Consider the following 11,970-nt stretch of genomic DNA (forward strand, 5'->3'; position numbering starts at 1 on the left):
TCACTGCCCCAACCGTTCGAGAAGTGCCGGAACATGGACCTGATCGGCCTTGTAGTTGCCGGTCAGCATATACATCATGATGTTGACGCCGGAGCGGAAAGCATGTTCGCGCTGCAATTCGTCTGGCGGCACAGTGGGCAGAACCGGAGCGCCCTGCGCGTCGACGGCCCAGGCACCGGCGAAATCATTGCCCGTTATCATGATCGGCGTCACGCCATCGCCGGAGGAGGAGAGACCGGAGGTGGTCTTCGCCGCTCCCTGTCGCGATTCCACCCAAAGCGGTGAGCCGTTGTAACGGCCGGGGAAATTGGTGAGCAGGTAGAAGGAGCGCGTCAGAACATGGTCTTCCGGCACAGGTTCCAGCGGCGGAATGTCGATATTGGCAAGGATCGCCTGCAGGCGTTCGCCGTTGGGGCTGGTCGCGCCGGTGTCGAGTGAGGAGAATTGGTCGCGCGTATCGAACAGAACGGTGCCACCGGCACGCATATACGCATCGATGCGCGATATAGCGGCGCTAGACGGCATCGGGGCGGAGGCCGAAACCGGCCAGTAGATGATGGGATAAAAGGACAATTCATCCTTGGAAATATCGAGTCCGACAGGCTGGCCGGGTTCTAGCGTCGTGCGCCAGGTCAGGAATTCGCTGAGACCTTGGAGACCCTGCTCGGAAATGCGGTCGACATCGTCTTCGCCTGTGCGGACATAGGCGAGATGCGTCGTGTCCAGCCGCTCGAAAATCTGCTCGTCACCGGGTTTGGGGTCGTCGGCGCGGGCGTCCGTTGGAGACATGGCGGCAAAGGCGCCGAGCGCCAGAAGCACGGTGGCGGCGGTCGCGCTGCGGGCTTTCGGCAGGCGTGCGAAGGCGCCGTTCATGAAGAGCACGATGAGACTGTCGGCAATCAGCATCAGGAAGGCAGCGATGAACAAGGCCGGGCGCAGCGATTTCGCCGTTTCGCCGATCAGTGCTTCGCTGGTGGTGTTGACACCGGCGACCGAGGTATCGAGCGGGCGAAGCGTGGCGCCAGCCGGCAGAAGATTGAGAGCCACGAAACCATCCTCTGTGCCATAGAGGCCGGGGGGATTGTCGAAACCGGAGCGGGGCGGTTGGCCGGCGCGCATTTCCAGCGGCCGGGCAGTGCCGATTTCGGCGGAAAGCGCGCCTTCGGCCGTCAGCAGCCGGAAGGGGGGCAGGGCAGCGGCCGGGGCGTTTGCGTTGGCAGAAGCGCCGCCCGCCTTCGACAATTGCACGATACGGCGCAGCATATCGACGAAATGGCCTGAGATCGGCAGGTCAGACCAACTCGCTTCGGCGCTGACATGGAAGAGCACGATGCGGCCTGCCTCGACATTGCGGGTGGTGACGAGCGGCGTGCCGTCTGCAAGGCTAGCCCATGTGCGTTCAGCCAGATCGGGTGTCGGCTCGGCCAGAACCTGGCGTTTGACGAGGACGCCATCGGCCTTCGGCATGCCGGCGAAAGCGCCGAAATTCGGGAAATCGGCCAGCGGCTGCGGCTCGGCCCAGGAGAGCGCGCCACCAAGCGCGCGTTCGCCCTGTCTGAGTGTTACAGGCACCAGCGGATCGTCGGCCGGGGCTGCGGCAAGGCGCGGTCCGGCAAAACGGATGAGCGTGCCGCCGCCCGCAAGCCATTTTTGCATCGGCTCATAGGTTTCCTGCGGCAGGCGGCCGATATCGGCCATGACGATGACCGAAGGATTGGATTGCAGGATTTCCGGGATCGCCTGCGCGAGATCGGCCTGCCGCTGCGGAATGAGATCAACGAAGGGCTGAAGTGCACGGCTGATATAATAAAGCGGTTGTAGCAGCGGCTGGAAATCATTGCCGGTTTCGCCGGCCAGCAGCGCCACGCGACGCCGGCGGAAGCCGTCGTCGAGAAGATGCACCGCGCCTGCCGTCGAAACACCTTCGAGGGAGAGACGGGCGAAATCGTTTCGCAGTTCGAAGGGCGCTTCCACCGTCGCCGTGGTTTCGGCCGCGCCGGGCGCGAAGTTTGCGATGCCGTTGGCGAGGATACGGCCCTGGCTGTCCTGCGCATTGACGGTCAGCCGGGCGGCTTCGGCCGTGTCGAGCCGTGACAGTGTGACGCTCATGGCATCGGCATTGTTGCTGGCGCCGGTAATGGCGTTGATCGCCTTGCCGTCGCCTTTCACAATGCGGAATTCGGCGGGTGAGAGGCTGGCGAGCGTCCTCAGTGCGCTTTCATCCTGCGCGGTTTGAACGCCATCGGCGATATAAGCGAGCGTGCCGGGGGGCGTGCCGTTCAGCGCCTCTGTGATGGCTTCTGCCGTGCGCACGCGGTCCGGCACGAGCGGCTTCGGCTTTGCTGCGGCGAGCTTTTCCAGTGCAACGCCTGCCGTTCCCGGTACAGCGTCATGTTCTGCATCGGCGGTGAAGCTGATGGAGACGGGGCGGTCGGCCCGTTCCGCATCGCCGATCAGGGCCTCAGCGGTTGCAACGCGTCTTTCCCAGTCTGGCGCGGAGGCCCAGCTATTGTCAACCACCAGCACCAGCGGGCCACTCCCGGCAATGCTGTTGTTGCGCGGGTTCACCACCGGATCGGCGAGCGCGAAAATCACGGCGGCGGCGAGCGCCATGCGCAGGAGGGTCAGCCACCATGGGCTTTTCGAGGGCGTTTCCTCGCGTTTCAGCACCGTCGCCAATATCTTCAGCGGCGGAAACACTTCCGCCTTGGGGCGCGGCGGCGTCAGTCGCAGCAGCCACCAGATGGCGGGCAGCGCCAGCAGGCCGAAGAGGATATAGGGACTGGTGAAGACGAAAGGCAATGCGCTCATCGACGGCCACCGCCTTGCCCACCGCCCTGTGCCGGCGCGCCGGAAAGATACATGTGAACGGCGACGAGCGCCTCGGAGGCGAGATGATCGGTGCGGTGGAACACGAAGTTCCAGCCGAGACGGCGCAACGAGGAGGACAGAGCCTCACGCCTTGCGAGATAGGCGCGGGTGTAATCCTCGCGAATGGTTTCGGCACGGCCCGACACCAGTTTTTCACCGGTTTCCGGATCGGTGAATTCGGTGCGGCCGGAATAGGGAAAAGTCTCTTCGGCCGGATCGGCAATTTCCACCACATGACCGCGCAGGCCGCGCCGCGCGAGCGGCGAAATGCGCTCCATCACGGTCTGTGCATCATCGAGAAAATCACTGATCAGCACGATGTCGCTCGCGCCGCGGATCATGCCCGTTTCCGGCATGCCAGTGGTCAGCGGCGCGTGCATGATGGCGGCGGCCAGTCGTTCGGCGGCGTTTCTGGCCGACACAGGCTCCATGATGCCGGGGCAACCGATGCGCTCACCCGAGCGCGCGAGGATTTCCGCAAGTGCCAGCATCAGCACCAGCGCCCGGCTTTCCTTTGAAACAGAGCCAAGGGTGGATTTGAACATCATAGACGGCGACATGTCGGCCCAAAGCCAGATGGTGTGGGCCGCTTCCCATTCCCGGTCTCGCACATAGGTGTGGTCGTCGCGGGCCGAGCGCCGCCAGTCGATGCGTGACAGGCTCTCACCTTCGGCATAGGGGCGGAACTGCCAGAAATTTTCGCCGATGCCGCGCTTGCGGCGGCCGTGCCAGCCGGCGATAACGGTGTTGGCGATGCGCTTTGCCTCGACCATGCAGTCCGGCACCAGGGCGGCGCGCTGGCGTGCACGCGCCAGAACTTCGCTACCCGGCGTCTTGTCTACGATCTGGCCGATGGATGCCACATGCCGTCCTTTCGCGAAAATTTAGGCCTGGGATGCGTTCAGTTCTTCGCCTGCTCCACAAGCGCTGCGATGACATCGCGCACCGACATGCCTTCGGCGCGGGCCGCAAAGGTCAGCGCCATGCGGTGTTCCAGCACCGGTTCGGCCAGCGCATGGACATCGTCCAGCGACGGAGCGAGCCGGCCTTCGTAAAGAGCACGGGCGCGGGCCGTCAGCATCAGCGACTGGCCGGCGCGCGGACCCGGTCCCCAGGCAACGTGCTTGTCGGTCAATTTGTTGCCATGGCCGGGGCGGGCGGAGCGGACGAGCGAAAGGATCGCATCCACCACCTTGTCGCTGACCGGCATCTGGCGGATCAGGGACTGGATTTCCATCAGACGCCCGGCATCGATCACGCCGCGCGCTTCGCCCGAGGCGGCGCCTGTCGTGTCGAGAAGGATCTGTCGCTCGGCGGCAAGTTCGGGATAACCGACATCGACCTGAAGCAGGAAGCGGTCGAGCTGGGCTTCGGGCAGCGGATAAGTGCCTTCCTGTTCCAGCGGGTTTTGTGTGGCCAGAACGTGGAACGGCTTCGGCAGCTCGTAGGTCTGGCCGGCCATGGTGATGTGATATTCCTGCATGGCCTGCAAAAGGGCGGACTGCGTGCGCGGGCTGGCGCGGTTGATTTCGTCGGCCATCAGCAACTGGCCGAAAATCGGACCCTTGATGAAGCGGAAGGAACGGCGACCGTTCTCGTCCTGATCCATGACTTCGGAGCCGAGAATATCTGACGGCATCAGGTCCGGTGTGAACTGGATGCGATTGGCATCGAGGCCGATTACGGTGCCGAGCGTGGTGACGAGCTTGGTCTTGGCGAGGCCGGGAACGCCGACGAGCAGCGCGTGGCCGCCCGAGAGGATGGCAAGAAGCGTGTTCTGCACCACTTTTTCCTGGCCGAAAATGACCTTGGAGACTTCCGTGCGGATGGCCGCAATGTCGGAAAGCGCCTTTTCGGCCGCAGCGACGATGGCCTTTTCATCAAGGGTTTCGCCGGTATTCATCACGCCCATGTCGCTCTCCTCATACCTTCGCCACCGGGCCTATATCGCCCCGCTTACAGCTTATTGCTCTCTTGGCCGCTGACAAGCGCCATTCGAATGACTATGTCGTGACTTAGTATTTCCTTATCGGCAAAGCGAGACTCGAATATGGCAGCGGAGACGATAAATTCGGCAGGCGATGCGGCCGGGCTTGCGGCGATGATTTCCCGCGCCGCGGAACAGACCGGCGATGCGAAGCGCGGGCCGGCGCCGGTGGAACGCTGGAATCCACCTTATTGTGGTGATCTGGACATGGAAATCCGGGCTGACGGCACCTGGTTCTATCTCGGCACGCCCATTGGCAGAGCGCCGCTGGTGCGGCTGTTTTCCACCGTTCTGCGCAAGGATGAGGACGGGAAGACCTATCTCGTAACTCCTGTGGAAAAAGTCGGCATCCGCGTGGTGGACGCGCCTTTCGTCGCCGTGGAAATGAAGGTGACGGCGGGTGAGGACGATGGCGAGCCGCTGCTGACCTTCCGCACCAATGTCGGCGACGTGTTGGAGGCGGGGCCGGAGCACCCGCTGCGGTTCGAGGTTTTCGGTGAGAACCGGGAATTGAAGCCCTATCTTCTGGTGCGCGGTAGGCTGGAAGCGCTCGTCTCGCGGGCCGTGATGTATGACCTCGTCGCCCTTGGCGAGGTGATCGACGTGGATGGCGTTGAGATGTTTGCCCTGCGCTCGGGCGGGGTGATCTTTCCCGTGATGCCCGCCAAGGAACTGGAACGGCTTTCGCAATGACAATGACGACATTCAAAGGTTTTACCGCCAGCGATTTCCGCCGCCGGGTGCTGCAGGAAGGCGAGGGCGTGGCCGAGCGGGAAAATGGCGACCATGTGCTCAATCCGGGCGTAGTGCTTTCTGGCAACGGTATCCGGCTGAAGGATGCCGCCGTGCTGATACCTGTCATCGATGATGGCAACGATGCGCGGGTGATCTTCACCCAACGCACGGCAACCCTGCGCCAGCATTCCGGCCAGATTTCCTTTCCCGGCGGCGGCATCGATGCCGAGGACCGCACGCCGGAAGAGGCAGCGTTGCGCGAGACCGAAGAAGAAATCGGCCTTTCGCGGTCTTTCGTGGAGACGGTCGGGCGTCTGCCGGACTACATTTCCGGGACGGGATTTCGCATCAAGCCGGTGCTATCGGTCGTTCGCCCCGGCTTTGATTTGACGCTCAATCCCACTGAAGTGGACGAGGTTTTCGAGGTGCCGTTGTCCTTCCTGATGGACCCGGCCAATCACGGGCGCGGCAGCCGCATCTTTCAGGGGAAGGAGCGGTTTTTCTACGAAATGCCCTATGGCGAACGCTACATTTGGGGCATTACGGCGGGCATCGTCAGGACGATTTACGAGAGGTTTTATTCATGAGTAGCCTTGCCGGGCGGGACTGGTTTCAAAAACCGGCGCTGAAGCGCATCTTTGCGCTGCTGAATGCCGATGGCGGCGAGGTGCGGATCGTCGGCGGCGCGGTGCGCAATGCGCTGATGGACCTGCCGGTCGTCGATGTCGACATGGCGACGACGCTCACTCCGGACGTGGTGGTGGAGCGGGCGAAGGCTGTGGGCATCAAGGCGGTGCCGACCGGCATCGAGCACGGCACGGTAACGCTGGTGATCGATGGCGAAGGTTTCGAGGTAACGACGCTGCGCCGCGATGTCGAAACCAATGGCCGCCACGCACAGGTGGCCTTCGGCACCGACTGGCAGACCGACGCCGAGCGGCGCGACCTCACCATCAATGCCCTCTATGCCGATGAAAAGGGCGAGATCATCGATCTTGTCGATGGTCTTCCCGATATCGAGACCGGCACGGTGCGTTTCATCGGCGATGCGGCGATGCGGATTTCGGAAGATTATCTGCGGATTCTCCGGTTTTTCCGCTTTTTTGCCCATTACGGTTCCGGCCGCCCGGATGCGGACGGCTTGCGGGCAAGCGCGCGGGCCAAGGACAAGCTGGGCACCCTTTCGGCCGAGCGGGTGTGGAGCGAATTGAAAAAGCTGCTTTCCGCCCGCGATCCTTCGCGCGCCCTTTTGTGGATGCGGCAATCGGGCGTTCTGGCGGAAATTCTTCCCGAAACGGAAAAATGGGGCATCGACGCCATTCATGGACTGGTGGCGACGGAGCAAACTCTCGGCTGGGCGGTGGACCCGATGCTGCGGCTTGTCGCCATCGTGCCGCCGGACAGGGACAGGCTGGCTGCCCTTGCCGCGCGCCTCCGGCTGTCGAAAGCCGAAGCGGCTTATCTTAACCACTGGGCCTCGGCTCCGGCGGCTGACCCTGAGTTGAAGGAGACGGCGCTCGACCGGCTGCTATATCGCCAGGGTGTGGAGGGCGTGAAGACGCGGCTGAAACTGGCGCTTGCTTCGGCCCGCGCCGATCTTTCGGCTGGCGACACGGCCATGCGGAAAGTGGCGCGGCTTTCGACTTTGCTGGCGCGGGCGGAAAAATTCCACAAACCGGGCTTTCCTCTGAGCGGCGCGGATGTGATGGCCGCTGGCGTCGAGGCCGGTCCGAAGGTGGGCGAAGTGCTGAAAAGCCTCGAGGAAAAGTGGATCGACGTCAATTTCTCGCTGGACCGGGCAGCGTTGACCGCCCGGCTGAAAGATATGCTGGAGAATTGAAGCCGCAATAGTGGCGGCGTTTCGGCTTACGCCGCATTCGCTTCGTCGCGGATGCGCGCCTTGATGTTTTCGATCATATTTTCGCGGATGACGGTTTCGCCATGGGCCGAGCGCATATGTTCAACGGTTCGGCGCACGACTTCGGCATCGTCGTCTGCGCGGGTGTGCCAGGCGCAGCCGGGCACGAGCGTTCCACATTCAAACAGTCTCATGGTCTTGCCTCCCTGTTTTGATTGAGGGACAGCAATCCAATTGCCTGCTGTCCCTCCAACAAGAAACGAAAGTTCACCGCTTATGTTCCACAGCGGCGTCCCTCGACCTTATTCAAGCCCCTATTCGGGCATCGCCCAGCACTGGAAAACAGAGGATGTGCCGGCTGCCGGAATTTTTGTACGAGGCATTTCGTCATTGTCCGCCCGCCGCGCCGTGTTTTGTCCGGCAAGGGAGCGTTTTACCTGTTCGACATAAAAGGAATGCGGCAGTTCGCGATCACCCGTGGCGCGCATTTCCGCTGCCAGGCGGTCGATCAATTCCGGGGTATCGATGGATTGCTGTGCTCCCTCGGGGGAAGCAGAGATAGGCATGCTGTTCGAAGTAATCATGACGATAGCTCCTCCAGTACGTCTGCGAGGAGGAGACTATCATTGCCTTGATTTTTCCATAAGTCCTAATTTGCGCTATTTGCGACGAAATGGCTGATAAGCGTCAAATTTATGTGAGGTTCTTTAGGGCCAGCGCACCACCGGCGGCAGGGAGGACAGGATCGATTCGACGTTGCCTCCGGTCTTGAGGCCAAAGATCGTGCCGCGATCGTAAAGCAGGTTGAATTCCACGTAACGGCCACGACGGATAAGCTGCTCGTCGCGGTCCGCTTCCGTCCAGGCCTGGTTGAAATTGGCGCGGACGATTTTCGGATAGACCAGATTGAAGGCGCGGCCGACATCCTGCACGAAGGCGAAATTGGCGTCCCAGCCGCCATTCTCCTCCTGTGGGTGCAGCCAGTCGAAAAAGATGCCGCCGATGCCGCGGGCTTCGTTGCGGTGCTTCAGGAAAAAATACTCGTCGCACCACGTCTTGTAGCGCGGATAATCGGCGACCGGATGGCGGTTGCAGGTAATTTCGAAGGCGCGGTGGAAAAGCTGGCTGTCCGGGTCTTCCTGCGTCCGTCTGCGTCCCAGCACCGGCGTCAGATCCGCGCCGCCGCCGAACCAGTGGCTGGTGGTGACGACCATGCGGGTGTTCATGTGCACGGCCGGCACATGAGGGTTGACCGGATGGGCGATGAGCGAGATACCCGACGCCCAGAACTGCGGGTCTTCTTCCGCACCCGGTATCTGCTTGCGGAATTCCGGCGAGAATTCGCCATAGACGGTGGAGGTGTGGACGCCGACCTTTTCGAAGACGCGGCCTTCCATCATCGACATCTTCCCGCCGCCGCCTTCGCCATTGTCGCGCAGCCAGTCCTTCTGCACGAAACGGCCGGGCTCCTGATCGGAAAGAGGGCCCGTCAGGTCGCTTTCGAGGGTCTCGAAGGAGGCGACGATGGTGTCGCGGAGATGCTGGAACCAGGCTTGGGCAAGGGCCTTCTTGTCCTCGATGTCGTCGGGCAAGCCCTTCGGCAAGATTGGCCGTTCCATGCGTATTCTCCTTTGGTGACGTCGATTCCCTGTCGCGTCTAGCAGGTGCAGGCCCCGCGCACAAATTCGACTCGCCAAGTTCACATGCGGGCACTATCTTTATCGATGTAGGTGCCAGAGGTGAATATCATGACGAAATTTACCGGACCGCCGCCGCTCGACGGGCTGAAGCGCAGGATCACCAATCATCGCAGGGAACGTGAAAGCGCCGGCGGTGAACAAAAGCGCGACGGCATGTTCGTGCGCCAGACCTTCTGTCTTGGCCGCGAGGAAGCCCGCGCCAAGGCGCGCGAATGGTTCGACAGCTTTCCCAAAGCGGCCTATTGGACGGAAGTGGAAAGCTGGCGGCAGCTGGAAGGCGACCGCATCGAATTCACCATGCGGCGTCTGCCCTCTGCCGATTGAATTTTAGAGCGTCTTCGCTTTTCCGGACGGAAAACCGGGCCCACTTTTCCTGGAAATGCTCTAGGCGCGTGGCTCCGCGTAACGCAGGCGGCTTTCGATCAGCACGCCGCTTTCATCCAGAATGGGATGCGCCACCGTCACGATATGGGCGTTGATGCGCTTCAAATCCCGCAGCATGTCCAGATGCAGCGAACTGGTCTGCATGCTTTCCGCCAACCCGTCGCGCAGCCGCTCCAGATGGCGGTTGGAGGATTGTTTTTCGAGGCGGCGTATATCCACCTTGCTTTCCATCAGCCGGCGGGCGAGCTCGAAATCGCCGGTCACCAGAATGCTCTGGGCGGCGCGCAGGTTCTCGATGGTCATGTCGAACAGGGTCTTCAGCTCCTCATAACCGTCATCGGAAAATTTGAAGCTGTTCAGCACCTTCTTGCGGATCTGCTCGCAGATGCCCTTTTCGATGATATCGCCGATATGTTCGAGGTTGATGGCATAATCGATGATGGCGATCGAACGACGCGCTTCCTCGTCGGTCAACCCTTTGCGGCCCAGTTGCGAGAGATAGACCTTCACCTCCTGCTGGCGGCGGTCGACCTTCTTTTCGAGCAGGGACACTTCCTGAAGCGGTGCCAGATCATTGTGCTTGAAGGCGTTTTCGGCACGGATCAGCATCCGCTCGATGCTGTCGCCGACGCTTAAGACCTCGCGGGTGGCGTTGGCAAGCGCAACGACCGGCATATCCAGCGCCTGCTGGTCGAGGAAATTCGGCCCGTCTTCGGCTTTCGGATCACCCGGCACCAGCTTTGTCATCAGGTCGGAAATCAGGCCGGAGAAGGGCCAGGCCAGCGCCGCGAGGATGACATTGAAGATCAGGTGGGCGTCGACGGGCAATTTGGCGGGCGAAAGCGGCAATTGCTGTAGATACGTTGCGCCATAGGAGGCGAGCGGCATGGCAACCAGGCAGCCGATGGTGCGAACGACAAGATTGCCGATGGTGATGCGCCGCGCCGATGCCGGGCCGGACAGCGTGGCGATGACGGGCGGAATGGCGCCGCCGAGATTGGCGCCGAGGATGAGAACGATGATGAGTCCCGTGGACAGGGTGCCGGTGGCGGCCAGTGACAGGATCAGCACCACGACGGCGAGGCTGGAGGAGGAGACGAAGGCGAGTACGGCGGAAAAGATCAGCGCGACTGGCCATGCGCCATCCAGCAGGCCGATGAAGACGCCGAGCGCCGGAGAGGCGCGCATGGGTTCGGTGGCGCCGCTTAAGAGATGCAGTGACAGAAGCATCAGGCCGATACCGATGACGGCGGTTCCGCCGCCCTGTCTGGCATTGGAACTGCCTTTTTTCAGGATAATGCCGGCAAGGATCAGCAGCGGCGAAAGCCACTCGACGCCGGCGGCGACGATCCATGCGGTAACGGCGGTGCCGACATTGGCGCCAAGCAGCACGACCTGTGCCATGCGTGGCTTGATGAGATCCCGTTCCGCGAAGGAAGCGACTGTCAGCGCCGTCGCGGTCGAACTTTGCAGGGCGACGGTGGCGAAGAAGCCGGAACAGAAGGAGCGCGGACCGTTCTGGGTGCCTGTGGCCAGCACGCTTCGCAGTTTCATGCCGAAAGCGCGGGTGACACCGTCCTTCACCTGGGCAAGGCCGAAGAGCAGCAACGCGACGGCGCCGAGAAGGTTGACGATGACAATGGTGGATTGCATGCGACGTCTCCTCACACCCGCCGGCAGATGGTTCCGGCGAGCACGATTTTTGTTGTCCGGCTAATCAGTATAGGAGCGTGAACGCCTTCGGTACAGGCCGGGTTGCGACAGTTCCGCGGTAAAAACGTTCAATTTTCATATTTGCCTGAAAAATTGGCTGTAAAGATGGCAGATTAGGACCATGCCACCTGGCGCAGGGCTTCGCCGGTGACCATCGCCGCCGACATGGCGACGTTGATCGAGCGCTGTCCGGCCATCATCGGGATGATGATTCGTTCATCCGCCTTGTCATGCACATGATCAGGCACACCGGCACTTTCCCGGCCAAACAGCAGGATATCGTTGGCGCGATAGGTGATATCCGTATAGGGCAAGGCGGCCTTGGTGGAGGCGAGAACGAGGCGGCGGCCGGTGGTTGCCCGCCATTCCTCGAAACGGTCCCAGCTGACATGGCGCGTCAGCGCCGCCGCCGCGATGTAATCCATGCCTGCCCGTTTGAGATTGCGGTCGGAAATATCGAAACCCGCCGGCTCGATGATGTCGACGCCAAGGCCAAGACAGGCGGCCAGCCGCAGGATGGTGCCGGTATTGCCTGGAATATCGGGCTGGTAGAGGGCGATCCTGATTGTCTGCATGGTCTCCTGATCCATGTTTTGCGGGCAAATCCAGATCGCACTGCCGGGAAAATCGAACGGGCAAATCCGTGCCGATATACGGTTGCACTTTTTTGAGGCAGGCGGCTGGTGTTTCGTCTTCTTTTGCGATAAAAGATCGGCGTCTTC

The 11,970-nt window shown here is 61.7% G+C and carries 12 protein-coding genes; 4 read left to right on the forward strand and 8 right to left on the reverse strand.

Going from position 1 to position 11,970, the window contains the following annotated elements:
* From PL597_RS02365 to PL597_RS02375, 3 genes are read right to left on the reverse strand one after another with little or no spacing between them, the layout of a single operon-like run.
* Positions 1 to 2,811, reverse strand: coding sequence for a DUF4159 domain-containing protein (locus PL597_RS02365; protein WP_173989880.1), 2,811 nt, complete (start codon positions 2,809 to 2,811; stop codon positions 1 to 3).
* Positions 2,808 to 3,734 (reverse strand): DUF58 domain-containing protein, encoded by a 927-nt coding sequence (locus PL597_RS02370; protein WP_271364526.1) that lies wholly within the window; start codon positions 3,732 to 3,734, stop codon positions 2,808 to 2,810. Before PL597_RS02370 ends, PL597_RS02365 begins: the two co-directional genes overlap by 4 nt.
* 38 nt (positions 3,735 to 3,772) lie before the next feature.
* Entirely contained in the window at positions 3,773 to 4,783 is a 1,011-nt protein-coding gene (locus PL597_RS02375; RefSeq protein WP_077981567.1) for an AAA family ATPase, read from the reverse strand.
* A 138-nt stretch (positions 4,784 to 4,921) separates the two neighbouring features.
* Here PL597_RS02375 and PL597_RS02380 point away from each other — a divergent pair, with 138 nt between their 5' ends.
* The 3 genes from PL597_RS02380 to PL597_RS02390 are packed head-to-tail and all read left to right on the forward strand — an operon-like array spanning position 4,922 to position 7,433.
* Positions 4,922 to 5,551 (forward strand): DUF1285 domain-containing protein, encoded by a 630-nt coding sequence (locus tag PL597_RS02380; RefSeq protein ID WP_271364527.1) that lies wholly within the window; start codon positions 4,922 to 4,924, stop codon positions 5,549 to 5,551.
* On the forward strand, positions 5,548 to 6,180 hold the full coding sequence (locus PL597_RS02385) for an NUDIX hydrolase (protein ID WP_191217499.1): 633 nt from the start codon (positions 5,548 to 5,550) through the stop codon (positions 6,178 to 6,180). The genes PL597_RS02380 and PL597_RS02385 overlap by 4 nt, the downstream gene beginning before the upstream one ends.
* On the forward strand, positions 6,177 to 7,433 hold the full coding sequence (locus PL597_RS02390; RefSeq protein ID WP_271364528.1) for a CCA tRNA nucleotidyltransferase: 1,257 nt from the start codon (positions 6,177 to 6,179) through the stop codon (positions 7,431 to 7,433). The genes PL597_RS02385 and PL597_RS02390 overlap by 4 nt, the downstream gene beginning before the upstream one ends.
* Before the next feature lie 26 nt (positions 7,434 to 7,459).
* Here the strand turns inward: PL597_RS02390 and PL597_RS02395 are convergent, their stop codons facing one another.
* The 3 genes from PL597_RS02395 to hemF all read right to left on the reverse strand — a co-directional run bounded on the left by PL597_RS02395 (position 7,460) and on the right by hemF (position 9,070).
* Positions 7,460 to 7,645, reverse strand: coding sequence for a DUF1059 domain-containing protein (locus PL597_RS02395; RefSeq protein ID WP_004442982.1), 186 nt, complete (start codon positions 7,643 to 7,645; stop codon positions 7,460 to 7,462).
* 120 nt (positions 7,646 to 7,765) lie between these two features.
* Complete coding sequence (locus PL597_RS02400) at positions 7,766 to 8,035, reverse strand: hypothetical protein (protein ID WP_077981571.1); 270 nt, start codon at positions 8,033 to 8,035, stop codon at positions 7,766 to 7,768.
* Between the two features lie 123 nt (positions 8,036 to 8,158).
* On the reverse strand, positions 8,159 to 9,070 hold the full coding sequence (gene hemF / locus PL597_RS02405; RefSeq protein WP_173989874.1) for an oxygen-dependent coproporphyrinogen oxidase: 912 nt from the start codon (positions 9,068 to 9,070) through the stop codon (positions 8,159 to 8,161).
* Positions 9,071 to 9,199: 129 nt separating this feature from the next.
* Between hemF and PL597_RS02410 the strand changes: the two genes are divergently transcribed.
* Positions 9,200 to 9,475 carry a hypothetical protein gene (locus PL597_RS02410; RefSeq protein WP_077981631.1) on the forward strand — a complete coding sequence of 92 codons (276 nt, stop codon included), beginning with the start codon at positions 9,200 to 9,202 and terminating at the stop codon, positions 9,473 to 9,475.
* 60 nt (positions 9,476 to 9,535) lie between these two features.
* Here PL597_RS02410 and PL597_RS02415 read toward each other — a convergent pair whose 3' ends face one another.
* Together PL597_RS02415 and PL597_RS02420 are read right to left on the reverse strand one after the other, a co-directional pair.
* Positions 9,536 to 11,188, reverse strand: coding sequence for a Na/Pi cotransporter family protein (locus PL597_RS02415; RefSeq protein ID WP_077981573.1), 1,653 nt, complete (start codon positions 11,186 to 11,188; stop codon positions 9,536 to 9,538).
* A gap of 173 nt (positions 11,189 to 11,361) precedes the next feature.
* Positions 11,362 to 11,823 (reverse strand): tRNA (cytidine(34)-2'-O)-methyltransferase, encoded by a 462-nt coding sequence (locus PL597_RS02420; RefSeq protein WP_191217501.1) that lies wholly within the window; start codon positions 11,821 to 11,823, stop codon positions 11,362 to 11,364.
* Between the last annotated feature and the right edge of the window lie 147 nt (positions 11,824 to 11,970).

This window comes from Agrobacterium sp. ST15.13.013, from assembly GCF_027956525.1.
GTDB lineage: Bacteria > Pseudomonadota > Alphaproteobacteria > Rhizobiales > Rhizobiaceae > Agrobacterium > Agrobacterium salinitolerans.

Excerpts from the sequence above, each read along its gene's own strand:
- PL597_RS02365 (WP_173989880.1), bottom strand. The coding sequence starts at position 2,811 with ATGAGCGCATTGCCTTTCGTCTTCACCAGTCCCTATATCCTCTTCGGC.
- PL597_RS02375 (WP_077981567.1), bottom strand. The coding sequence starts at position 4,783 with ATGGGCGTGATGAATACCGGCGAAACCCTTGATGAAAAGGCCATCGTC.
- PL597_RS02380 (WP_271364527.1), top strand. The coding sequence starts at position 4,922 with ATGGCAGCGGAGACGATAAATTCGGCAGGCGATGCGGCCGGGCTTGCG.
- PL597_RS02385 (WP_191217499.1), top strand. The coding sequence starts at position 5,548 with ATGACAATGACGACATTCAAAGGTTTTACCGCCAGCGATTTCCGCCGC.
- PL597_RS02390 (WP_271364528.1), top strand. The coding sequence starts at position 6,177 with ATGAGTAGCCTTGCCGGGCGGGACTGGTTTCAAAAACCGGCGCTGAAG.
- PL597_RS02395 (WP_004442982.1), bottom strand. The coding sequence starts at position 7,645 with ATGAGACTGTTTGAATGTGGAACGCTCGTGCCCGGCTGCGCCTGGCAC.
- PL597_RS02400 (WP_077981571.1), bottom strand. The coding sequence starts at position 8,035 with ATGATTACTTCGAACAGCATGCCTATCTCTGCTTCCCCCGAGGGAGCA.
- hemF (WP_173989874.1), bottom strand. The coding sequence starts at position 9,070 with ATGGAACGGCCAATCTTGCCGAAGGGCTTGCCCGACGACATCGAGGAC.
- PL597_RS02410 (WP_077981631.1), top strand. The coding sequence starts at position 9,200 with ATGACGAAATTTACCGGACCGCCGCCGCTCGACGGGCTGAAGCGCAGG.
- PL597_RS02415 (WP_077981573.1), bottom strand. The coding sequence starts at position 11,188 with ATGCAATCCACCATTGTCATCGTCAACCTTCTCGGCGCCGTCGCGTTG.
- PL597_RS02420 (WP_191217501.1), bottom strand. The coding sequence starts at position 11,823 with ATGCAGACAATCAGGATCGCCCTCTACCAGCCCGATATTCCAGGCAAT.